The following is a 25,368-nucleotide window of genomic DNA, read 5'->3' as shown; positions in this document are numbered from 1 at the left end:
GAATGGGAATCGCATTGCGTTCTGCCACGGGATCATGATGTGACCTTCGGCCACGAGGGCGACCAAGGACCAGTTTCGCAATTTCGCAGCATTTCACAGTAACCCACCACCACGGTACTGAGCGAAAATGATTCATCACTGCCGTCGAAAAACAACTGGCATTCTCGCGCGACAAGGTCGATAATCGACGGACTGGTATCTTCTATAAACTCCGCGATTAGTGCGAACGTATGTTTAACAACTTCTGGAATACTTCGTTACGGACGGCTCTTCGGAATGTCGCTTGCCTGACGTTGCTTCTGACGATTTCGCCCACCCTCCAAGCCGATGAACTGTACCCAATCCAGCCGGTTCCCGAGCAGTGGAATAAATCGCAGTTTTACGCCAAGTATGTCGACGCCAATGGCTACGCCGTTTTGGCCTCGGCGACGGTCAACGACTATGCGCTGAAGGAAGCGGCCTATCTGATCGATCAGCTTCTGGCAAATCGCCCCGATCTAAAACGCGCGATGACGGCAAGTGGTTCACGGATGTTGATTCTGGCTTACGACGAATTTACGACCGACTTGCCGGAGTTTTCGCACTTCAAACCGAAAGAGTATTGGGATGCCCGGGCCCGCGGTACCGGCGGCACGCTAACCGACGATCCATTCTGCAGCTGCGGGGAAGAAAACCTGCTCGGTTATGAGGGCGATCCTTACTCGACCGAAAACATTCTGATTCACGAATTCGCTCACAATATCCACCAGCGTGGGCTCGTCCGGATCGATCCCACCTTCGACCATCGGCTGAAGGAGACGTACGACAAGGCGATGGAAGCAGGGCTTTGGAAAGACAAGTATGCTTCGGTCGACCACCGCGAGTACTTCGCCGAGGGCGTGCAGTCTTGGTTCGATAACAATCGCGAACCAGACAGTTCCCATAATCATGTCAACACGCGAGAAGAGTTGAAGGAGTACGACCCTGGTCTCGCCGCGATCTGCCAGGAAGTCTTTGGTGATACGAAGCTCACCTACACCAAGCCGACCACGCGGCTGCATGGGCACATGCAAGGTTACGATCCGAGTCAGGCCCCTACCTTCCGCTGGCCCGAAAGATTGATTCAATCCAACAACAAGATCCGCGGCAGCGATCAAAAGCAGGAAGACGAGGCGACAGAATAGCGTTTGTCTGGCGATCGCTGGGGCGTAGCCGACTTTTGGAAATATCTGCCATATCCCTGCAAATAATCCACTGTCATTCCCCTCTGCGCAAATACTAACATTTGTGGATCTGTCCGCAAGTTCCCTGCCTTTGAAAGCGAGCCGAGGAAACTTTTGAAGCCGTATCTCAGCGACAATCCTGCTCTGCGTCTGTCGACTCTTTGCATTCTGTACGCCGCCCAGGGAATCCCCGATGGCTTCGTTCGCATTGCCCTCAAAACCTATCTGATCAGCGAGCAAGTCTCGACCGAGGCGATCGGAACGGTGGTTGCCATGGTGAGTTGGCCGTGGGCCTTGAAATGGATCTGGGGGCCATTCATCGACCGCTTCGGCTATTTGCCGATGGGGCGACGTCGCCCATGGATCCTGGCTGCTCAGTTCCTGATGACGTTGACTCTCGGCGCAATGGCGTTTATCCCTGAACTGACAACCAGCGTCGGTATCATTGCCGTGATGGTGTTGCTGGTCAACGTCTTCGCCTCGCTACAAGACGTGTCGGTTGATGCACTTGCCGTCGATATGTTGTCAGCGAAAGAACGGGGCGTCGCGAATGGTTTCATGTTCGCCTCGAGCTACGGCGGAACGTTCATCGGTGGTGCCATCCTCGGACAGATTATCCTGGCCTATGGGTTCCCCAGTGCGGTCTCCGTTCAAATTGCCATCTTGCTGTTGATCGCGGCGGTGCCACTTTGCCTCAGAGAGCGTCCTGGCGATTTACTCTGGCCGAGCAAGAAAGCGCGCGACCATCACTCGCGTTCCGAGGAAATGGAGCACCCAGCCTCGCTTCGGGCGCTGTTCCAGATGCTGTTTCGAGCCTTCTCGCTTCACTCGACGATCCTCGGCGCGTCTCTCGCGGTTCTTTCGTTGATTACGATCAACTCGCACCTGATTATCTGGCCTGTTTATCTGCAGCGTGAACTGGGATGGACCAGCAGTGACTGGCTTTTCCTGGAAGGGCAACTGGCTGTCTGGTTTGGCCTGGGAGGGTCGGTACTCGGCGGGATCCTTGCTTCGGCTCTCGGCACCAAGCGAACGGTTATCTTTAGTCTCGTCGCCCTCTCGACTTGCTGGCTTGCCTATCCGATGACGGAAGCATACTGGTCAAATTCAACCGTGGTGACCATTCTCTTTCTCGTCGAATCGACCCTCGCCGCGTTCCTGCAAGTTTCCATGTTTGCCTTGTTCATGGGAATCTGCTGGCGACCGATCGCGGCGACGCAGTTCACCGCGTTTATGGCCTTGTTAAACGTTTCGAACGGTTTGGGTGCCCGGTTCTCTGGCACGATGGAGTGGGCCTTCAACATAAGCGAGCTTCACATCTTCCTCGCGATTCTGCAGATTGTTCTCGTCGCGATTGTCTTGGCAATCAATCCGAAAGAAGTGAGCGAAAAACTCGAAGATCCACACGCTCCTGAAGCCTCGTCGGAAAATCCTGACGAAGCGATGCTTCCCAACACCGCATCTTAAGCGGTGCGATTACGGCGCAGTCAACCGCCAGTCGATGCGTGATAGATCGTCGTCAACTGGAAATACGTGAACCAATTGCTGGCTTGCGTGTAACAGGCAGAATTTACGGTCGTCAGCCTTCCTTCAAGCAGTCGGCGACCATCTCCTCTACCACCCATTAGGGTCTAAACGTCTTTGTAATTGGCGTTTTCTCTGCTGTTAATGGGCTAGAGTCTTCCCTCTGGCCCCTTCTCTCGGCTGCTTGGCAACCGCATACGGCGTCCCGATGAAAGCCAAGCCAAACGTGCCCTTCCAGGATGCCCAATTAAGTCACGTCTTGAATTTCAGACGTTTGCGTCACTTCGCCACTTGCAACCCTCTTGCATATGCATAGAATCTACAACCACGGACTACATGCAATACACTTGCATGTCCGAAGCATACGCACCAGTGAGAGCTATTTTCTTCCGGCAAAGGAGGTAACGACATGATCGGACTTCGCTTCATCTTTCTGCTTGCCTGCCTGGTAACTTGCAGCCGGATTGCCATCGCCGAAACGCAACTCGTTCCAGAATCGGATGCCAAAGTCGGAGCCCTTCAGCCAGAACTAGCACAACCTGCTTTGTTGCTCCTCGGCGACAGGATCACCTTCGAAACGCTGCTCAGTGATACCGAAGCCAAACTTTGGGAGGCGACTGGCAAGTTGCCTTCCTATCGAGTGTTGAACAAGCGGGCAGTCGCTCTGCGGAACGGGTCTGTCTATCTGTACCGGCCCTCAGATAACGTGCCGGACGATTCCCTGTGGCGCGAGCGGCTTTCCAGCTATGGAGTTCGCCTGGTCGCCATCGACCGTGAATTATCGAACTCGCAACTGTTGTCGCTGGCAGAGGAACTAAGCCGCATCTTTCCCGCGAAGCGTGCGCTGATTCAAGAGAATCTCGAGCGTGAACTTCAGCGTCATCGCGTTGGCCCACGTCAGCTCGATCTCGCGAATCACCAACCGGATTAGAATCCCCTCCCTTCTCCCCAACGTCCGTTCCAACAATCACGAATCATCGCCAGGCAAGGATATCCATGATCGCGCAAAACAATTCACCGCAACTCCCTGTGACGGTTCTCTCTGGCTTTCTGGGAGCAGGCAAGACGACCGTACTCAATCATATTCTCGCCAACCGCGAAGGCTTGCGAGTCGCCGTGATTGTGAACGACATGAGTGAAATCAACATCGACGCCGCAATCGTCCGCGACGGCAGTGCCGCGCTCAGTCGGACCGAGGAACAACTGGTGGAAATGACCAATGGCTGCATTTGCTGCACGCTGCGGGAAGACTTGCTGGTCGAAGTCAGCCGCCTGGCACGAGAAGGCCGTTTTGATTATTTGCTGATTGAAAGCACCGGAATTAGCGAGCCTCTGCCGGTGGCCGAGACGTTCACGTTCATCGATGACGAGGGCCAAAGTCTGTCCGACTTCGCTTCGCTTGACACGATGGTAACCGTGATCGATGCCAAGAACTTCCTGCTCGACTTCGGTTCGTGGGACGACCTGGTCGATCGTCAGATTGGTCTGAGCGAAGAGGATACTCGCAATGTGGTCGATTTGCTGGTCGACCAGGTCGAATTCGCGAATGTGATACTCATCAACAAGGCCGACCTCGTCGACGCCGATCAATTGAGCCTGCTCAAGTCCATCGTTGCCCGGCTCAATCCAACCGCCCAGGTCGTGACGACCGAGTACGGCAAGCTCCCTTTATCTCGGATCCTGGGGACAGGCCTCTTTCAGTTGCACGAGGCCGAGCAGCATGCCGATTGGCTCGCCGTGCCGCGTGGCGAAGAATCTCACGAAACCGAAGAGTACAACATCGGCAATTTTGTCTTCCGCTCGCGGCGTCCGTTCCATCCGGGTCGGCTTTGGGACATGGTCAACCGCGAAGATGGCATCCTGTCCGGGATCCTTCGCAGCAAAGGCTTTGCCTGGATCGCGACTCGGAACGACTATGCCTATCAATGGTCTCAGGCCGGTGTCTCGATCCAGTTGAACCCAGCCGGAATCTGGTGGGATGCCGCCAGTGATGAGTATTGGCCTGAAGAACCTGAAGTACGCTCGCAGCTGATGAGCCAATTCGAAGGCAAGTATGGCGATCGCCGCCAGGAGCTGGTCTTCATTGGGATCAATGTCGATCGCACTCAAGTCGAATCGCGGCTGAACGAATGTCTGCTCACCGATCTGGAATTCGCCGCCGGTCCGGAATTGTGGGAACGCCTTCCAGATCCGCTGCCAGCGATCCGGGTTGAGGAAGAGCATTCGGAGGAAATTGCGTCGAATGATCTCCCATGATCTGAAAGCACAGCCCTTCAACGAATTCAACGTAACGATAGTCACCCTATCCTTAAAAATCGATGCGAGGTGAACTGCATGATCCAGCGCGTAAAGCATGCTTTGCTGCAACAAACCGCGAAGATTGATACTGTGGACGCGGCGGAAGCGATTCGGCGTCGTGCGAGTGATCTGTTTCAGCAGCAGTGTTGGTGCTGGGGGCGCGACGTGCTGCGTCCTGAGGGGAACTGGCTACGGGAATTCGGCTTTAGCCAGATCAAGCCGCCGCCAGAACGAACCGATTGCTCCAGCAGCGTCTACCAGTTGTCGCTGGCGGGGGGCCGATGTGTCGTGCTGCGAGGATTCGGCGCGTTCTACGGGGAAAATTCGTTAGGCGGGATTTTCATTTCGCGAAACACCTTTGCACCTCGTTACCTTCGCCAGCCAACGTTAGATTCTCCTCCCTGGTCCGATACCGACTTGCCCCCATCGCCGGTCAACACCGCCGACAATCGTCAGCGATCGGTCCGGCTGACGCTGGGAATAATTGAATGGATCGCCCAGTACGAAACCGACGTCGCATCTCGCTTAGGTCTCGCCTACCGCGAAGCCACGCTGATTGCCTGGAACAAACGTAAACATGCTATCATCCCAGCCTGCCAGTTTGCTTCGGCCTGGCATACCCTTGCGGAGACGTTTGCAGACCATCACCAGCTTTCCGCCTGGAAGCCTCGATGATGCGATGGAATGCTGGTTCAACAAAGAACAGGTCTCGAGGGGATCGTCCCTGCATCTCAGTCAGACGCCACAAATTGAGGCGACTATTTTTTTTAGGAGGCCGAGCCTTCTAAAATCTGCCTGGCGAAGTCAGCCGGCAACGCGTCAATTTTGCGGCACGCGGAAGATGGCAGTGAATAATTCAATACGGTCGACTTGATCATTTCCGCTCCGCTGGCGGGACGGAGTTGTAACCTCAGCCCGACAAACCTTGCTGGCCATACGCTGTATCGATCTTCATCTGGCCGTGTCGTTTCGTTCTGGGCATGATCGTAGCGTCCTCGCTGGGACCGCATATCACTTCGTTCCTGACGAATGCTTCGTCGTGTTGCCCCTTCCGCACCCATCCACATCAATCGAACGAAACCGGTGTGGCTGCGAACTCCCTCCTTGCCGACCGGTAAAGAATCGACGACTTGCCCGGCACTTATCTCGCAGAAGAGCTTCACCAGGGGGACTCCGCTGAGAATGGCATTCACCGATTCTCCGATCCGCGGATTGCATTCGATATAGGAAGGTGTTTGTGTTGCTTCGTCGTAGAGGTATTCGACGAAAATCGCACCATGGAGACCAAGTGAATTCCCTAAGCGTTTCAAGTCGTCGATGACGCCTGGATGGTGAACGCTTTCTCGCAGCATCGCCCCCCCTCCGGAACAATCGATCAGCACCTTGGCCGAATGAGCCCCCATCAACTGGCCATCCTGATAAACGGCCTGGCCGACGCACATCTGTCCCGTGGCAGGTTGCTGGACAAGGAGTGGTTCACTCTCCAGAAGCTTTGCGTCGCGAAACTCGGCGAGAGCACTCGTTAGATCTTCGGCGTTTCGGACGAGCCGGACCCCAAGTCCCGCGGTACCCAGGTTCACTTTCAAATAGAACGGAAATGAAAGGTCTCCCTTCAGCAGCGAGTCAGGGTGCCTCACTTGAAAGGCTGGGGTTGGCAGGCCCAACGCATGCATCGTCTCGGCGAAATCGATCTTTCCAATCAGCTTCTGCATCGCGTCGAAGGCTGGAACTGCCAAGTGGACATGCTGGGCGATGGAATCACGAAATTTTGATAGCAGATAGACCTCTTCATGGGTCGGCAGTAAAAGGTCGTACTGGTGGCCGCGAACCAGACCGAGCAGCTCTCGCAGGTATTCGACCGGCTCGGTTCCTATCTTCGGACACCTTCGCCATCGGGCGACCTTGCTTGAAAATCGACATTGGCACAATGCCGATGGGGCCAGAACATCAATCGCGTGCTCCTTTGGCACCCCATAGAGTGTCTGTCGCGCGGACGCACTTGTCCCGTCGGTCATGAGGATCTTCATGATAACGAGGCTCGCAGCTGACGAAACCGTTCCACCACTTCGTCCATGCTGAAGAACTTCAGTGGATCGCGTTGTTCGAGCTGATGCACCATTTCCACAACCAGTTCGTTGAAAGGCGCCTCGGTTCCGTGCTCTTTCGCCAATCGAACGATCTCGCCATTGACATAGTCGATCTCGGTCGGTTTACGGCGAATCAAGTCTTGTTCGACCGAATAGACAATTCGCTTGCGTTTGGTGATCCGAATGACAGTCGCGGCGATCCAGCCAAGTAACGGTACATCGAGCAGGTTCAACAAGCTGCGAAACCGCTTGATATCGGAAGGCCCCGGCACCCGTACAAGATTCACACCGGCCGCCTTAAGTACGGCAAAGCATTCATCCAGCAACGGTTTGGCGACTTCGTTTCGCCACGATCGGTCGAGAATACACTCGGTGAGAAAGCTGCTCTGCGACAACACTGAGGCATAGCCGGGGCAATTGATCGAAACTTTATTGAGCTGAACGCCCACAATGTTTTCGTGACTCTTGAACGCCAGCCCACTCTTCCGAAGGATTTGCAGCGCCTTTTCGATTCGATCTTGCGGAGGATCGCTGAGGGTGGAACCAATCATTGTCACCCCATCCAGTTGCAGACTGACCGTTCCGGGTTCAACCAGCGCAACATTGATCGCCGTCATACCTACCAGAAACTGCTCTGCTGGCAGGAACTTTCGTAGCACGGTCTGGTTGGTCCCATTTTGCAAGGACACAATCGTTGCATCCCCCAGGTAAGGTCCGACACGCTCCAACGTCTCGACCGTGTCTTGCGATTTCACCGTTAAGATATGCAGATCACAATCGCGCAACTGTTCCAGGTCGGTGCAGACGGTCACCGGAGTCTCGCGCGTACCCCATGGCCCGTGCAGAACAATGGTGCCTCGCTGCTCCATCATCCGCCCATGCTCACCACGAGACAGCATCACCACTTCCACTTCCGGATCGTGAGTTTGAATAAGTCCTCCGACGAGCGAACCGATCGCCCCGGCACCCAGTATTCCAACTTTCGTCATGTTGTTTCTCTTCGGAAGCAAGTCTGCCAAATGCCGTTATTCCGCGGTAACATCGCGAGTGTCGGTTGCAATCTTGGATCGGCGTTCTGACCGAAACCAACGCCCCGGTGGCCCTGCCAACAAACCAGGCAAGACAATCAAGTCGCCGACCGCGGCAATCACTAACAGGACCAGCAGCATCCAAGAGAAGCTGCGGGCCGGAATGAAGTCGCTGGCGTTATAGACCAACAGCCCTGCGGCGCAGACGAACGTTGTTTGTGCTAGTGCTCGGCCGCAATGGCCATACGTTATGCGAATCGCCTCGAACCGGTCTGCTCCCTTTCTGAGTGCGTGCTGAAACGATCCCAGAAAATGAAACGTTCCATCGACCGCGATTCCCAGGGCAACGCTGGCCGTCATCATCGAGCCGATATCAACCGCCCAGTTCAACCAGCCCATGGTGCCAAACACCAACACTGTGGGAAAGATGTTCGGTACCATCGCCAGCGTCCCGGCTACGACGCTCCGCAGTACAACCACCATCACAATCCCCACAAGAGCAATTGCGGTGACAAAGCTGTAGAACAAGTCCTTCAACAAGGCACGCTGCACATCGTAAACCACCGATGTCACCCCGGTGTAGGTCGCCGAAATGGGAAACGACTCATCCGATTCAGCGGCCACGGCAGGCGCAATCTGTTCTTCCAAATCGACTAGAAATGTACCGTAATCAATATCAGGATCTTGTTCGACTCGACCACTGATCCGCCATAACTGCGCCCCTTCGACTTTTCGAACGTAGCCTGCCTCGACGAGCATCGGGAGTTGTTTTTCGACCTGACGGCGATACACCGTGCGTCGAAGAACGCTTCGCACATCACCCCCATCCGGTATCGGCGGAAGAAAAGTATATGGCGAAATGACTCCCTGGACATGATCGACGGCAAGAACCTCGTTCTGCAACTTCTCGATCACGCGAACTTTGTCCAACATCCGAGGATCGCCAGCAAGATCTGGAAACCGCACAATGACTTCAACGGGCACCGATGGAGCCACGTTGTTTTCGAACCATCGCTGGTCCTGTACAGCTTTCGTCGATTCAGAGATCATTGAAAATACGTTCAGCGTCGAATTGACGCGTGTCAGCCCAATGGAGGTGAACGCCAGCAAGACAAACGCCGTGACAACAATCCAGTGGTGAAAACGGCGAATGAATTGGGCGGACTGGTTCCAAAGCCAGTTGTCCTCGGAGCCTGCCAATGGGGACCACCAAGGTAATCCAGCTTTATTGGCTGCTTGTTTCCGGCCGGGCCAGTGTTCCATGGCCCCTGGAAGAACCAACAGCAGCAGCGCACAGGTCACCAACAAGCCAATCGCGCCAACGATGCCGAAGTGCCGAACTGGGGCGACCTCACTGACCATCAACGAGGCCAGGCCAATCGCCGTGGTCACCGCGGCCAGGACGGTTGGAAACCATCCTTTGCGAATCGCATCGACCGCAGGCGTTACGAAGTTTCCGTCGCTCAGCTCGCTGTAGTAATAGTTCACCAGGTGAATTCCGGCCGAGATCGCCAAGACGAATACCAGTGGTGGAAGCACAATCAAAATGGCATTCATCTGCAGGCCAAGCCAATACACAAAAGCCAGCACCAGCCCTTGGCCAACGGCAGCAACGATCACGATCGGGATCGTAAACCAGATCGATCGCAGACAAATACAGCACAGCAGAAAGGCAAGCACCGACGAGGGAATGGCCAAGGTTTGGACCGATTCAATACTCATCTGGTCGATGGAAAGTCCGTCGGTCGCTGGCCCTGCCAGAAGGTACTGGTCCCGTGGTAGTCCCACGATCTTTTCTGCCGAGGCCAGCGCAATCTCGTGGGCAATTCGCCGATCCAGAGCACCTTCTGGTGTCAACTCGATCGCGAGCGTGCTCGTCTTTCCATCGGGACCAACCAACACCGACTTCAGCCGCTCGATCGCCTCGGTTCGCGATAGGGACTGGGGTTCCGACGTCAACTGCTGCAGCAACCGATAACCGTTAGGCACACCCACGAATAGTTTGGGAAGCCCATCCTCCGTCCGCTGCTGTTGCCGTCGCATGATTTCTTCAGCCACAAGATCCAAGCGAGGGTCATCGACGGTGGCGTCTGGCCAACTCAGCAGAATCATCTCGTGGACGTCGAATTGGCTGGTAAATTCATGGAATGTTTGGAGCGAGTCGAACTTCTCAGGAATCCAGCGAATCGGCGCATTGAACATCGTTCGCAACGCCTGATCCGCCCCCAGAACCAGAATTGGCGCGGCCAGTGCCATCAGCACCAAGGTACCGAGAGAAATCAACGTCAGTGGAGAAGGTCGCCTCATCAAAGTTGCCAGGCAGTCCTATACTTTGGGAATCGAAGTCTGCGTCTTCGTGCTATTTCTTTCGGACTGATTTTCCGGCGATGATCCGAACGAAGCGGAAGGTCATGAGCCTGGCAAAGAACTGATTCTTCAATCCTGGCACGCATACGACCCTTTTCGACGGAAGCTTCTTCAACGAAAAGTCGACGACCTTCTCTGGCGTGAGCCAGAGATTCGCGGATATCGTATCGCGGTCGAAGCCTTCAAACTGGGGGCGATTGTGGAAGTCGGTGCGTGTGAAGCCTGGGCAGAGTGCTTGCACCTGAACGCCGGTTCGTTCGAGCTCGACCTGGAGCGATTCCGAAAAGGACGTCAGCGAGGCTTTTGTCGCGGCATAGGTCACCTGGCCTGGCCCAATCATGAATGATGACATCGAGGCAACGTTGATAATGTACCCACGTCCACGTGCCTTCATCCCGGCAACAACGGCATGAGTTAGCAGCACGGTCGCCACGACGTGAACATTAATCATGTCCGCATGTTGCTGTCGGTCGACGTCAACGAAGTCTCCCATTGTGCCGAAGCCGGCATTGTTGACGAGGTATTCGATATTCGGGATTTCACTAAGTTGCTGGGCTAGTCGCTCGACTTCAGATCGTTCGGAAAGATTGCAAACGATAATCTCTGCAGCTGCCCCAAGGGCAACCACCTCCTGGCGTGTTTCTTCCAGACGCGCCGCATCACGCGCGATCAGAATGACCTTGCCACAGCGTTTGGCAAGCCTGCGGGCAAATTCACGACCAATGCCGGTTGAAGCTCCCGTAACGACGGCGACCTCAACCGCGGCGGCTGATGGGGTCATGGGTAAAACTCTCTCGTAGCTGGCGGTGCTTCAATGGTGTGTTCAATATTCGTAACTCATGGCGAGTCCGTATTTTAATATGCCCCACGGCAATTAGCGAATCTCCGTGACAGCATATTTGGCTTGAACTATGCTAATTCAATATCCTTCCGAATGGTTCCCAATTTGTTGCTTATTAATTTGCCATTGGCGATTTTCCAAGGCACTGGCCCGGCTTCTGCCAAGTTGCCGAATTTTGTTTCTCTACCTGACGATGCCAGGGTGTTTGTCCATGCGAGTCGTTCGTTTCCGTGCCTACCTGCTCCACCTTCCCCTGCGGAAGGAGATCAAGCACGCCTCGACTTCGCGACACGAGAGTACCAATGTGCTGATTGGATGCGAATTGGAAGACGGCACCGTGGGCTGGGGCGAGGGTGTTCCGCGGTCGTATGTCACCGGCGAGACGCCAGAGGGTGCCATTGCCCAGTGGCAGGCCAGCAACCTGGCACAGTTTGGCCGCGACTGCCAGAACTGGTCCGACGTCATCAAGTTATGCCGAGAGTTTTCGCTGGCCCAGATGCAGGACGATCCACGTGAATGCTATGGCAACGCCCTTCGCTGTGCGGTCGAACTTAGTCTCCTCGATGCATTCGGAATTCGGTTTGGGGAACCGGTCAATCGAATTGTGCCGCTGATTGCCGAGGCAGAACCTGTTCGGACGCATTTAGAGGAAGTTCGCTACTCGGGAGCTGTCACCGCAGAGAAACCATTCAAGGAAGTGATCAGCGCATTGAAGATGCGGATCTATGGCTTCCAGCACTGCAAAGTAAAAGTCGGAATCTCCGCCAATGAGGGGGACCGTCTAAAACGAATTCGCCAGGTGCTGGGCAAACGAATTGTGATTCGCGTCGATGCTAACGAGGCCTGGCCCATTGACCAGGTCGTTAGCCGAATCGAGCCCTTACTGCCCGCGGACATTGCCTGTGTCGAGCAGCCTTCGTTGCATGAAGAGGTGGAGGGCCTGGCGGAGGTCAGAAGGCAGATCGATGTGCCGATCATGCTGGACGAATCCCTTACCAGCATGGTCGACGCGAATGCGGCTATCCAAGCCCAAACCTGCGACTTGTTCAATATTCGCCTTTCGAAGTGTGGCGGTTTCTTACGATCGCTCGATCTGGCAGCGTGTGCTCAACGCCATGGCCTTGGGTATCAGCTTGGCTGTCATCCAGGCGAGTCAGGTATTCTATCGGCGGCCGGACGACACTGGGCGACGTCGGTCGCAGACATTCGCTTCCTCGAAGGTTCTTACGATCGACACCTCTTAAAGGACCAACTGACCCGTCCCGATATCACCTTCCAGTACGGAGGCCGCGCCCGGCGCATCGATCGGCCAGGTCTCGGCGTCTCAATTGATCCTCAAGCAATCGATCGGCTTGCGGAATCGCAGGGCACCTACGAGGTTTCGTGAGATGTCGGTATTGGAACCGCAGATAGACACCTACGAAGCACCCGATGGGTATCCGCTATCGTACCGCAGCTGGAATATCTCTCGACCGCAGGCGCATGTCATCTTGCTACATGGGATCATCAGCCATAGCGGCTGGTATCTGAAAACAGGCTCTCACTTGGCCAATTCCCAGTTTGCGGTTCATGCTCTCGATCGCCGAGGCTGCGGTTTGAACGACCAACGCCGCGGAGACGTGGACCGACTGGCAACACTTCAAAACGATGTCGTCACGTTCCTTCGCCGTTTACCGGCAGGTACACCGAAACTACTGCTCGGCATTAGTTGGGGCGGAAACCTCGCGACCTCGATCGCCCGTCACTTTCCTGAAGAGCTCGACGGCTTGGGCCTCCTCTGTCCAGGCCTCTATTCTCGTAAGGCCCCAGGTACGCTTCAAAACCTGGCCGTTCGTCTGGCTGTCGGCCTAGGGCTAGGAGGAATTCAGGTATCAATTCCGCTGCAAGACCCCAAGCTCTTCACCAGTCAACCGCAGTGGCAACGTTTCATTCAGGACGATCCCGCCACGCTGCGCAAGTTGTCGCTCCGAATGGCGAGGGTATCCGCCGAATTGTACGCCGACGCGACTGGCGATCCACAAGAGATCAATACACCTACCCTGCTGATGCTGGCAAAAGAGGACCAGATCTCGAAGAACGATGCCATCCGCCAGTTTGTCGAACGCTTTGCGACTGAAGATCGCCACATCATCGAGTACCCGGAGGCGACTCATACACTCGAATTCGAGTCTGACCCCAGCAGCTACCTCAACGATCTGCTGGAATGGTGCCTGTCTCGATCAATTGCGGTTTCTTCCTGATACTCGCAATTACGTTGACGACCGCTTGCAGAGATCTCAAGTGTTGTCTCTCAATGGACTCGCGATGGGTTCTGCATCCGGTCGATAAAATCGAGCTTGTTGGTCAGGCAAGGATGCTTGAACTGCTCTAAGCTGGCTCCTTCCCGCGACAGGACCTCGTTGTGGAAAGCAGTCCACGACCCTGGGGGAAGCGACCGGATCATCGTCCCATGCATTCGACCGGTCTCGATGCGGTTGTCGTACTCACAATTCATCTCTGCCAGATGCCGGTCGATCGCCTCGGCGAATTGCTGTTTGACGGTCGCGTCGAGATCTCCCTCAACCAACAGTTCGTAGTGGGGTGGATCTCCAAAGACAGGCGCCAGGGTGAAAAACTCGAACTTCAAATCGAATTCCCGCATCGCGGCGCGAACCGCGTTGACTACCTGGTTCTCGCTCAGCTTCTCGCCGGTCATGCTGGAATAGTGCGCCCCCTTGTTCATGAAGTCGAGAATTGGTGCTTGTCCCTCAAACCCGACGCACTTCACTACGTCGTGAATATCGTGCCGCCAAAGAGCACTTGAGGTCGACATTACCAGAAAATAGTTGCGGTCTTGTTCGAGTTCATGGGCCTCGAGAATCGTTGGATTGGGCGAGCCATGTTCCTCTTCCGGTATGAACTCGAAGTAATGCGTGGACACGTCGAGCACGCCGGCCGAACAGTTTGCCTCGAGAGGGGTCGTCATTCGCCCCTCGCTCGCGGATAACCCATGATCGCGGAACGTCACATCGCCGAAATACTCTTGAACCTGCGGTACATAAGGGGCCATCGCGGCGCCGGTCCAGATCGCCAAGACCGACATCTGCGGCCAATAGTCGCGCGGCCACAAATGACCTTCGCGATCCGCCATTTGTTCGAGTTCCCGTGCACGACGCGGATCGGCCTTGCCAATTCGCGAGTTTAGCTTCCGTCGAATCTCATCTTTCATCTGCACATGACTGCTAAGACTGCCGTTGTGGATATCGCGGATGAGCGATTCCTTGTGCTGATCCGCCATCCGCGCCAGACCAATCAACGTCAAGGGATTCGCCGTGATTGCAATACCAACATCATTGCGTGCCATCGCCAGCCGAAGCGCCGTGTACTGTTTCGACTCTGCATCGGATATTTTATTGATGGCGGTCGGCAGCATGAAGACAAGATTCGCAATCCAGGGACGGGTATCCGCGGCAAGCCCACTGATGTTGCCGCAGTAGTATCCGCCAGGCGTTCGGGTCTGCTGCCAGTCACTCGAAAATTGCAACGTCTTTAATCGCAGCAATTCGGGGTGATTCTTGTAAACGTTCAGCCCCCAAACATTCCAGCTCCGGCGGTACTCACGGAAGAAGTGATTGGTGACCGGAATGTATTTGGAAGCACTCGTCGTGCCCGACGTCATCGCGAACATCAACACCTTGGTCGATGGTCCGTACAGCGCACGCACATCCCCATTCTTGACTCGCTCTACATAGGGGCGGTAATACTCGTAATTTGCCAACGGAAGCTGCCGCCGAAACTCTTCGACAGTTCGGATCTTGTCCAGACCATGCTCTCTGCCAAAATCGCTATCGGCCTCGCGCCGTAGCTTTTCAAACAGGAGTTCACGCTGCAACGAGGCGGCTCGCTGGGCGTTGCGGCGAAATCGACGTACTATGTGTTGCTTCCAGGCAACATAAAGCCGGCGTTCAATCATAGGATCGTACTCGAAGACTGGAGTGAATCTTGTAGAAGTCCGCCTTGTGGCTTACGGCGCGACCTTGCGTAGGTAATCTGACAAAATGGAAGCGATGCTGGCCGCTTGTTCATCCGCGAGCATACTGAAGTGATCTCCTTCAACGCGATGAATCACGAGGTCGTTCCCCAGAACAGGTCCCCACCCAAGGTCGTCGTCTAAACGTCGCCCCGAGGCCATCGACAACACGGCCGTATGCTGGGGACGATACATCTGAACCGGCAGCCCCAACGGAGCAGGTCGATAGTTCAGTGCCAGTTCCAAGTGATGGCGACACATGTCGACACGACGGCGAAGGTCTTCCAGCGTTGCTCCTGCCGGCAACACACCATGCTGTCTGGCTTCCTGCAGAACTTTCTCCATGGCGGCTTCGAAACCGATCGCTGTCAGTTCGGTGTATTCCAGGCGAATTTTGGCGCCGGAGAACCAGTTCGAGAAATTGACCAAGTCATACAGGAAGCGGACATGGTCGTCCAAATCGACGTGATCTAAGATCTCGGCGGTTGGCGTGTCGAGGAACATTAGCTCGACCTCGGCCCCTTCGCTGCGGAGCCGTTGGGCCATTTCGTAAGCGAAAATCCCACCAGTCGACCAGCCTGCCAACAAGTACGGACCTTCCGGTCGTTGCTTTCGCAAAGCCGCACAGTACGATTCGCACATCGCTTCCACGCTGGTTGGCCACTGGCCACGTTCATCCAGCGAATCGGGACGGATCGCGAGCACTCGCCGGACTCCTTCCAACTGCTTGGCGATTGGAAGATAGCAACGAATGTCTCCTCCGACCGGATGCACAAACACCAATGGAGGAGCCTCTCCATTCGTTTGTAATGGCACCACAGTTGAACTGCTGTGGTAGGTTGCGGATGTTTCTGACTTCGCCTCGCTCGTAGCAGTCGCGTCTCCACACAGAGACGGCAGCATCACGTCGGTTAACGAAGAGATGCTCGGGCCTTCCATCAAATGCGACATGGGGATCTCTACTCCCAGCCGTCCTTCCAGATTGGTTTTCAATTCCATCGCCATGAGAGAGTCGACACCGATCGCACTTAGCTGCTGATCTGGTTCAAGATCGTCGACTTCACAATCAATAATTCGTGCCAGCTCGTTCGCCAGATAAAATCTCAGAACTCGCTGCTGATCGTCACCTGCCTCCCGAAGCTTTGCCAGGAACGTTTCGTCGATCTGAGAGGAAGCCGCGTTAGCACTTCCATCGGTCTCCCAGTGGGACGCGAAGTTAGCGAAGAACGGTGGAGCCCCCTTTGGCATCTGCCTGGCAAGTGCAGGCCAGTCGACATCGATGACCGAGACCTGGGTGGTTTCGCCTTCCACCAGCAATCGCTGCAGAATGCCCAAGCATGTCGTCGGCTCGATGAGGCGCATTCCCCGCCCACTGATCTGATCACTTTTCCCCTGGGCGGTCGCCATCCCGCTTTCAGCCCACGGGCCCCAGTTGATCGATACCGCCGGCAGTCCGAGCAAACGTCGATAATGGGCAAGACCATCCAGGAAGGCATTCGCCGCCGAGTAGTTCGCTTGACCAGGCGAACCAAGCACGGACGAGATGGAAGAGAAGAGCACAAAGAACTCGAGCGGCCAGTTCGCGGATATCTCGTGCAGATTCCAAGCCCCTTGAACTTTTGGGCCCAGAGGCTTCGAGAACTGCTCCGGCGGCATATCGTAAAGAATGCCGTCGGCCAAAACGCCTGCTGCGTGGATGATGCCGACGACCGGCGGCAATTCGTTAGGCAGGCTGGCCAATGCTTGTTCCAGCGATTCACGGTTGGAAACGTCCGCTTGCAGGCACTCGACCTTCGCTCGTTTAAGCAGCGGAGCCAACGCCTGCTGCTGCTCTGCTGTAGGCGAACGCCGACTCATAAGCAGCAAGTGCCCAGCTCCCTGATCGATCAACCACTCTGCCAGGCGTAAGCCTAGCGCTCCCAAGCCACCTGTGATCAGGTACGTCGCATCCTTCCGGATTGGCTGCGTTGGCGTCGCTTCTGCTCCCAACGACCGCTGGCCTGGCGCCATCGTCACGACAATCTTGCCAATATTCTTTCGCTGGGCCATGTATCGAAATGCCGTGGCAACTTCATCCGCGGCAAATTGCGTGAGCGGCAATGGCCGATAGATGCCTCGATCGAACAGTTCCATCACTTCCGCGAACAGCTTTTCGATTTCATGCGGACGTTGTCGCAACATCCGGTCAAGATCGATCGCAAAGTACGACAGGTTATCCTGAAAAGGAAGCAGACCGATCATGCGATTCTGATAGATGTCGGTCTTACCAATCTCTAGGAAACGTCCATACGCGGACAAGATCGCGATGCTCTTGGTGATGGCATCCCCTGGCAGCGAGTTCAATACGACGTCGACGCCGTTGCCGTCGGTTACCTCACGAATCTGTTCCGCAAATTCCAACGTCCGCGACTGGAAGATATGTTGCACTCCCATGTCGCGCAGGAACTGTTGCTTTTCGTCGCTGCCTGCGGTCGCGAATACTTCGGCACCCACATGCTGGGCAATTTGAATCGCGGCCTGACCGACGCCACCCGCCGCGGCATGAATCAAGACTCGCTCTCCCTTGGAAAGACGGGCCTGCCAGCAAAGGGCATAATGTGCGGTCATGAACGTGATCGGAACCGTGCTTGCTTCGGCATGCGATAAGCCTTGCGGCTTCTTCACCAACGCATAGTCGGCAGTAATGGCATGGCTCGCCAGGCTATACGGAGCGACACCTATCACTTCGTCCCCGACCTGGAATCGAGTCACATCCGAGCCAACCGCCGTGACAACGCCAGAGCATTCAATCCCCAGCGGGATCTCCCCTTCCGGCAAACCAGGATAGAGCCCCATCGCCTTCAGGATATCGCTGAAGTTCAACCCAGTTGCATGAACTTCCAGCTGCACCTGATTCGCTTCCAAGTCAGGTGGCTGAAAATAGCCCAGCTCCAGACGGTCGAAACTTCCAGGCTCTTCGATATTCAGCTTGAATGGTTCACGCGGAATCACCAGCCTCTTGCTGCGGCCGCTAGGGGCTTGATCGCCCGACTTCGCAGGCGCCAATCGAGCAACAAGTCGGCGTCCCCCTCGACGGACCACCTGACTTTCACCATCGCTCGCTAGAAGCTCGGCGGTGAGATCCGCGGCGGAATCGGCAGCACTCCGGCTACGATCGAGATCGATCAATCGAATGGAAGCCCCTGGGAACTCCAGCGAAGCGGTACGCCCCAGTCCCCACAGCATGGCATGTGCTGGCGAGCAGGTTTCGTCTCCTGTGATCACTTGGGCGCCTTGCGTAGCCAACACGATCAACGGACGTGGAGCCACCGCTGCTTGCATCGTTTGCTGGAGCATCGTAAGGGTGGAACCCCACAGCTGGGCGTGAGAGTCCTCGATTCCCGCATCGGTCGACTCAGGATCGTGGGGAACGTAAACGATACCATGGCATGTAAGTCCAGCGTCCGCGAACGCAGCGCTGAATAGGCTACGGAAATCTTCGGCATAGCTGAAATCGAGCTGCCAAAGGTCTTCGTCCAACTGACCGAAATTGTTGCCGGGGATCGCTCGGACGATCCGAGTGCCAGTCTCGCGCAATGCATTGAACGTAGCGGTCGTCAGGTCCGATGAATCGCCTAGCACCAGCCAGGCCTTCCCAGGGATCGCGGTCGGAACTGGCAACTCCGGCAACTTGGCTTCGGTCCAATGCACTCGATAGAGGAGTTGCGTCGCGTCTTCCTTTCCCTTTCGCCGGATGCCGAGACTTTGGGCGACGACGCCGCGCAGTTCAACAAGCGTCCTGCCACTCGCATCGAGCAAAAACAGGTCGGCCGTGATTGCATCCAGCTCATTCGCATTGGAAGTTCGCAGGGCATAGATCTCCACTGCTTCCAATGGGTTGCCGAGTAATTCAAACCTTCCAACGCCCGTGGGAAGGTAGGTCCGATTGCTTGCCGTGCCATCCTCCGAAGTTGGCACGACCCCCGCCGTTGCCTGCAGGCAACCATCGAGAATTGCGGGATGTATCTTATGCGACTTGCTTTCACTCGCGACTTGCTCGGAAATCTGTAGCTGCGCTAACGCCTCGCCATTGCCGACGCTTAACTTGGACACGACCTGAAAACGATCGCCGTAGTCGAGACCAATCTGACGCATCCGTTGGTAAAACTCACCAGATTCAATCTGGTTCGGAAACTGCTCGGCGCGATCCCGTTCTGGCGAAAGTACGTCCTCCGGCTTGTTCCGTTGCGAGCTTCGTACCAACTTGCCAATCGCATGCATCGTCCAGGGTTTGTCGCCTTCCAGTGGACGGCTGTAAGTTTTGAAAACCAAATGCTCCGAGCCAGTCCCCTGCTCTAGTACGCATTGCAGCCGATGGGTTGACTCGACCGAAAGGGTCATCGCTTGCTGGATAGAGACCTCCTCAACCGAAACAGGGCCGTCACCGAACAGCTTTAGCGCCGCGTTCAAAGCCTGTTCCAGGTAACCCGCCGCTGGCATCACCGGCGAGCCTTGCACGCGGTGTTCCGCCAGGTAAGCAGGCGAATATGCGTCGACTTCCGATTCGAAGACCGTTGTATTGAGTGGTGTCGGAATCTCGATTCCGAGAAGTGGATGCTGTCCGGCTGCTGCCTGGGAAGCCCGTGGACCGGAATCTCGTCGGCCCGACTCTTGATGCCAATGCCGTTTTCGTTCGAAAGGATAAGTCGGCAAGGAGATCCGTTCTGGTGCCGGCCCGCCAGCAATGTTCTCCCAGCGGATTTTGCCGCCGAGATGATAGAGCTCGGCAAGGCTTTGCATCAGGACCTTCCAGTCACTATGCCCGCTCCGCAACGACGGCAGCCAGGTCAGGCCGGCATCGTCGATGAACCGCTTCCCCATGGCTATCAGCGTGGGGGAGGGTCCGGACTCAAGGACCACGTCTGGCTGCAATGCCACCAGCGAGCGCAAGCCTTGTTCAAACTGAACCGGCGCTGCAACATGTTCGCGCCAGTACTTCGGACCTGGCGCCTCGGCGAGCAGCGTTCCCGTCAGGTTCGAGATGATGGGTAGACGAGGCACGCGCATCGGAATCGTTACCGCAAACTCCTCGAATTCATCGAGAATGTCGTTCATCAATGGCGAATGAAACGCATGCGAGACTTGCAACTGCTGCGTTTTGATGCCTTGCTGCTCGCATTGTTTCACTATGTCCGCGACAACATCTTTCCGGCCTGAGATCACCGTGTTGGCTGGCCCGTTACAGGCCGCGATCGAAACAAGGCTCTCGTTCCCTTGAAGCATGCCGGCAAGCCGATCAGGCCCACAAAAGATCGCGGCCATAGCACCATTGGCCGCAGTCGACTGCATGAGGCGACCCCGTTGGGTTACCAGGCGAAGTCCATCTTGCCACGAGAAAATGCCCGCAATCGCAGCGCCAACGAACTCGCCGATGCTATGTCCCATAACCGCTGCCGGTTCGATTCCCCACGAAATCCAAAGCATCGCCAGGCTATATTCCACGGCGTACAGCGCTGGCTGCGTGAACTCGGTATTCGAGATGCGGCTTGCTTCGGCTTCGGCGAAGATAATCTCGAGCAACTCGAAATCAAATTCCTCGCGAAGTAACGCGGCGCATTGATCGAGTGTTTCGCGGAATAAGGGTTGGGTTTCGTAAAGTTCTTTTCCCATCGTGGCATATTGACCACCCTGCCCGGTGAATACGAACGCCACTTTCGGTGGTTTCGTGGGCCGTCGCTGAATCTTGCCTTGCCCGTTCGCGAATGTCTCCTGCAGCTTCTTCCGCAAGTCGGAAGCGTCTGCGAAAGGAATCGCGACAGCGTGGCCGAAGTCATTTCTGCCGACATTTGCGCTGAAGCACATCGAGTCGAGATTGATGGAGTTGGTTTGCTCCAAAACCTCGTCCAGACGTTTGGCGATCGTTTGAACCACGGCAGGGCTTTTGCCAGACAGCGTGACAAGCTTGGTCGACGGAGACGTCACTGGCTGGGGTCGCACCACCGCAGACGCTTCTTCCAGGATGACATGGCTGTTGGTTCCACCAAAACCAAAGCTACTGATTCCAGCACGACGAGGTCCGTCCGATTCTGGCCAGTCGCTGATTTGGGTGGGAATCTGTAACCGAGTTCCCTCGAACTGAATCAACGGATTGAGTTGCTCGAAATTTGCTTGAGGCACCAGCTGTCGATGGTTCAACATCAATACGGTCTTGATCAGTCCAGCGATTCCGGCGGCCGTTTCCATGTGGCCGGTGTTCGCCTTCAGCGATGACATATGGCAGACAGGGTCATCGGAAGAATCGCGGCGGAAGACCTGTTTCAAGGCCTCGAATTCGATCGGATCGCCGAGCGGCGTTCCGGTTCCATGGGCTTCGATGTAAGAAATGTCCGAAGGAAGCAGCGCGGCGTTGGCAAGTGCTTCACGGATCACCGCTTCCTGGGAATGGCTGTTAGGTGCCGAGATCCCAGAGGTTCGCCCATCCTGATTGACTGCGGTACCACGGACCACTGCCAAAATCTGATCTCCTTGGGCAATGGCATCGGTAACACGCTTGAGAACAACGAGGCCTGCCCCTTCCCCTCGGACGTAGCCATTGGCGCGCCGATCGAATGGCCGGCACATTCCATCTGGCGATAACATCCGAGCGTTGGAGAACGCCACCGTCGTTTCTGGCGTGAGGATCATGTTCACGCCAGCAGCCAACGCCATGTCACATTCTCGCGATCGCAGACTGTTCGCCGCCAAATGCAACGCGACCAGGGAAGATGAACAAGCAGTGTCAACACTTAAACTGGGGCCGTGCCAATCAAAGACGTAAGAGAGCCGATTCGAAGCGATACTGAGCGCATTCCCTGTGCCCGAATGCGCATCGATATGACGGTAATAGTCGTGGTATGAAATCGGGATCTTGGCATAGTCCGCGGCTCCGATTCCGACGAACACCCCTGTCGAAGATCCGCGGAGTCGCTGCGGAGCGATACTTGCGGCCTCTAAGGCTTCCCAGGCGATCTCTAAGAGAAGTCGCTGCTGCGGGTCGATCTTCGCCGCCTCGCGCGGACTGATCCCAAAGAACGCGGCGTCGAACTGATCGACGTCCTTTAAAAAGCCACCGAAGCGCGTGGTCATCTTTCCGGGCGTGCCAGTCGGGTCGTAGAACTCGTCCACGTTCCATCGATCTTCTGGAATCTCTCCGACCGCGTTGCGCCCTTCCGAGATCAAACGCCAGAACGCCGCCAGATCGGGAGCACCAGGAAAGCGACATCCCATGCCGACAATTGCAATCGGTTCTGAGTAGGGAACGGACTGTTCGATTTCGCGTCGCAACAACTGCAAGCGCGAAGGTGGAAGCTGAGAAAGGCGGAATGCCAGATCATTCACGGGAAAGACATGCTCTCAAATGAATAGGAGACATATGGACAGCATGTGGAATGCTCTCCAGTTGGCCGTCAAATATGCTATTTTTGGGGGGTAACATCAGTGATAACCCATCCAAATGAGATCTCAATAGTAAAAGCAGGTAATTTACACAAGGTTGTCATGTTTCCCTCACTTGCCTGGACAGCCGATTGTGGTCGCCTCTCTTTTTGTTGACTGCCATCGAGCGAATAACTAATATCAGACGAACGGGGGGCCTGATAGCACTTAAGTCCCCTCTCTCAAAACACCGCATCCATGACTCACAACTTCTGCCAGCGTGGACCTTTGAGACGAATTGATCGATGCATAAACCTCAAACGGAGGCAGCCTCCAGGTCTTTTGCTAATTGCCAGACCATTAGCGAGATTGTGGATATTTGGGCAGAGCTCCATCCCGACCGACCGGCGATAACATTCCTCGACGAGAGCGACAACGAGAAGGTCACCACCTACAGCGAACTCAACTTGAAAGCACGCGCGGTTGCTGCGGCACTGTTAAAGCGGTGTCGCCCAGGCGATCGTGCGTTGGTGATTTTCCCGTCGGGTCCTGAGTTTGTCGCCGCCTATCTAGGCTGCCTTTATGCCGGCGTTTTGGCGGTTCCGGTCACTGAACCGAAGCCACGACGCCCCAACAATCGCCTGGCAGCGGTCGCGAAAGACTGCGGGGCAAGTCTTCTCTTGTGCGTTCAGGAGGTCATGGAACGGGTCGATCTGTCGCAGTTCTGTCCCAACATCGAGGTTCTCAGCTTCGCCGTTGCCTCCGCAGAGGCATCCGACTCAGTTGAACTGCCATGGATCGAGGGCGATGCGATCGCTTTCCTGCAATACACTTCCGGTTCGACTAGCGAACCGAAAGGAGTGATGGTCAGCCATAGCAATTTGCTGCATAACCTGGAAACCATTCGCCAGGGATTTCGGCAGCAATTCCATGTCGATGGCGACGAAATCGCCTCGGGCGTATTTTGGCTGCCGTCGCATCACGACATGGGCTTGATCGGTGGAATACTCACGCCGTTGTACATCGGCGGCCACACGATCTTGATGTCTCCCAATTCGTTTTTGAAGCGGCCGATACGTTGGCTCGAAGCGATTTCACGATTTCGAGCAACGATCTCTGGCTCACCCAACTTCGCCTACGACTTCTGTGTCGATCAGATCCCGTCAAGCGACATTGCTTCGCTTGATCTCTCGTGCTGGGAGATTGCCTTCTGCGGCGCAGAACCAATCCGGGCGAAAACGATTGACCGGTTTTGCGACAAATTTGGAGAAGTGGGGTTCCAGCGAAGTTCGTTTTATCCCTGTTATGGGTTGGCCGAATCGACTCTTTTGGTCAGCGGCAATCCCAATCGCTGCGAACCTGTTTTGAAACAGGTCGACCGCGTCTCGTTGTCGCAGCATCAAGTGATCCCTTCCGACTCTTCCGCGGAAAATAATTCGGCGGTACTGGTCGGTTGTGGCGAGCCCCTCCTGAAAGGGCAAGTCGCCATTGTTGACCCGCAGACGGGCCACCGCTGTGGCAAGAATGAAATCGGCGAAATCTGGGTCGCCAGTCCGAGCGTCGCACGTGGTTACTGGCAACAACCAGACGCATCCGAGATGACATTTCGGGCCACGTTGAAAGATGCTCCAGACGCCGGGCAGTTTTTGCGAACCGGCGATATGGGCTTTCTTTCGGAAGAAGGCCAGCTCTTCATCAGTGGGCGCCTCAAAGAATTGTTGATCATTCGTGGTCGCAACCATTATCCCCAAGACATCGAAACCACCGCCAGCCAGTCGCACGAGTCGCTGCCTAACGGATCGAGTGTTGCCTTTTCGATAACGATTGATGACGAAGAGGAACTGGTAATACTCCACGAGCTTGACCGATCCAACAAGAACGGCGACTTCAACGAACTTCTGCGCGGAATTCGGTCGGCCGTGATTGATACGCATGGCGTCGAGCCGACCGAAATCTTGCTGGTTCGCCCGTTCAGCATTCCCCGCACCACCAGCGGAAAACTGCAACGTCTGTTGAGTAAACAGCTTCATCTGGACAAGCAATTGAAGGTAATGGCGAGTTGGCAAAAGCCACGTAGAGCCAAAGTGGTGGCAAAAGAAGTCGCAGCGACCACGCCGGTCGCCACCGAGCCCAGAACATCCAACACCCCACCTGAAAACGTCGAGCATATTGCGGAAGAGATCGAACAGTGGCTACTGAACTGGTTCGTCGAAAATGGTGGTGTCTCTCGAGAAGATGCGACGCCTGATCGTCCATTGGCCGAGCTTGGTCTCGATTCGCTACAGACGGTCGAATTGGCGATTGAAGTCGAAGAACGTCTTAAGCTTTCGTTCAATCCGATCGTCGTCTGGAACTATCCCACGACGCAAGAACTCGCACGATTCCTCGCGCAGCAAGTGGCCGACGAGTTCACTTCTCCGCAACCAACTACCCGCCGACAGTCAGGCGGAGCCAGGTTCGAGTCCCTCTTGTCCGAAGTCGAATCCATGAGCGAAAACGACGTGCTTCGCCGATTGAGCGTCATCACAACAGGGAATGTTCCCCGACCAGGTTCCGATCGCTGATGACTTTGAGAAAAGGAGCCTTCACGGGAATTCCTTGAGGCGGCACCACGTTGCGA

General features: G+C 55.6%; 14 protein-coding genes. 8 read left to right on the top strand and 6 right to left on the bottom strand.

Annotation, left to right across the window (positions count from 1 at the left end; genetic code table 11):
• Positions 1-230: 230 nt before the first annotated feature.
• From AB1L30_RS11740 to AB1L30_RS11720, 5 genes are all read left to right on the top strand, one after another.
• Complete coding sequence (locus AB1L30_RS11740) at positions 231-1,163, top strand: hypothetical protein (RefSeq protein WP_367013614.1); 933 nt, start codon at positions 231-233, stop codon at positions 1,161-1,163.
• 153 nt (positions 1,164-1,316) lie between these two features.
• Positions 1,317-2,669: an MFS transporter gene (locus AB1L30_RS11735; RefSeq protein ID WP_367013613.1), complete on the top strand. Its 1,353-nt coding sequence runs from the start codon at positions 1,317-1,319 to the stop codon at positions 2,667-2,669.
• Positions 2,670-3,135: 466 nt separating this feature from the next.
• Positions 3,136-3,657, top strand: a complete 522-nt coding sequence (locus AB1L30_RS11730; RefSeq protein ID WP_367013612.1) for a hypothetical protein — start codon at positions 3,136-3,138, stop codon at positions 3,655-3,657.
• A gap of 65 nt (positions 3,658-3,722) precedes the next feature.
• Complete coding sequence (locus AB1L30_RS11725; RefSeq protein ID WP_367013611.1) at positions 3,723-4,982, top strand: GTP-binding protein; 1,260 nt, start codon at positions 3,723-3,725, stop codon at positions 4,980-4,982.
• A gap of 78 nt (positions 4,983-5,060) precedes the next feature.
• The gene (locus AB1L30_RS11720) at positions 5,061-5,699 is read left to right on the top strand and encodes a hypothetical protein (protein ID WP_367013610.1); all 639 of its coding nucleotides are present in this window, start codon (positions 5,061-5,063) and stop codon (positions 5,697-5,699) included.
• A 92-nt stretch (positions 5,700-5,791) separates the two neighbouring features.
• On the opposite strand, the gene AB1L30_RS11715 is transcribed toward AB1L30_RS11720, so the two are convergent.
• From AB1L30_RS11715 to AB1L30_RS11700, 4 genes are read right to left on the bottom strand one after another with little or no spacing between them, the layout of a single operon-like run.
• Positions 5,792-7,039, bottom strand: coding sequence for a hypothetical protein (locus tag AB1L30_RS11715; protein WP_367013609.1), 1,248 nt, complete (start codon positions 7,037-7,039; stop codon positions 5,792-5,794).
• Positions 7,040-7,047: 8 nt separating this feature from the next.
• A complete protein-coding gene (locus AB1L30_RS11710) occupies positions 7,048-8,100 on the bottom strand; it encodes a 2-dehydropantoate 2-reductase (protein ID WP_367013608.1) in 1,053 nt (350 codons plus the stop codon).
• A 36-nt stretch (positions 8,101-8,136) separates the two neighbouring features.
• Positions 8,137-10,446, bottom strand: a complete 2,310-nt coding sequence (locus AB1L30_RS11705; RefSeq protein ID WP_367013607.1) for an MMPL family transporter — start codon at positions 10,444-10,446, stop codon at positions 8,137-8,139.
• Positions 10,447-10,498: 52 nt separating this feature from the next.
• Complete coding sequence (locus tag AB1L30_RS11700; protein WP_367013606.1) at positions 10,499-11,287, bottom strand: SDR family oxidoreductase; 789 nt, start codon at positions 11,285-11,287, stop codon at positions 10,499-10,501.
• 271 nt (positions 11,288-11,558) lie between these two features.
• On the opposite strand from AB1L30_RS11700, the gene AB1L30_RS11695 reads away from it, so the two are divergent.
• Together AB1L30_RS11695 and AB1L30_RS11690 are read left to right on the top strand one after the other, a co-directional pair.
• Positions 11,559-12,734 (top strand): dipeptide epimerase, encoded by a 1,176-nt coding sequence (locus AB1L30_RS11695; RefSeq protein WP_367013605.1) that lies wholly within the window; start codon positions 11,559-11,561, stop codon positions 12,732-12,734.
• Between the two features lies 1 nt (position 12,735).
• Complete coding sequence (locus tag AB1L30_RS11690) at positions 12,736-13,587, top strand: alpha/beta fold hydrolase (RefSeq protein ID WP_367013604.1); 852 nt, start codon at positions 12,736-12,738, stop codon at positions 13,585-13,587.
• 50 nt (positions 13,588-13,637) lie between these two features.
• Here the strand turns inward: AB1L30_RS11690 and AB1L30_RS11685 are convergent, their stop codons facing one another.
• Positions 13,638-15,299: a GH3 auxin-responsive promoter family protein gene (locus AB1L30_RS11685; protein WP_367013603.1), complete on the bottom strand. Its 1,662-nt coding sequence runs from the start codon at positions 15,297-15,299 to the stop codon at positions 13,638-13,640.
• 51 nt (positions 15,300-15,350) lie between these two features.
• Positions 15,351-22,712 (bottom strand): SDR family NAD(P)-dependent oxidoreductase, encoded by a 7,362-nt coding sequence (locus AB1L30_RS11680; RefSeq protein ID WP_367013602.1) that lies wholly within the window; start codon positions 22,710-22,712, stop codon positions 15,351-15,353.
• A gap of 407 nt (positions 22,713-23,119) precedes the next feature.
• Here AB1L30_RS11680 and AB1L30_RS11675 point away from each other — a divergent pair, with 407 nt between their 5' ends.
• Entirely contained in the window at positions 23,120-25,312 is a 2,193-nt protein-coding gene (locus AB1L30_RS11675; RefSeq protein WP_367013601.1) for an AMP-binding protein, read from the top strand.
• Positions 25,313-25,368: the final 56 nt, after the last annotated feature.

The organism is Bremerella sp. JC817 (assembly GCF_040718835.1).
GTDB lineage: Bacteria > Planctomycetota > Planctomycetia > Pirellulales > Pirellulaceae > Bremerella.
This window is presented reverse-complemented; position numbering and strand designations above follow the sequence as displayed.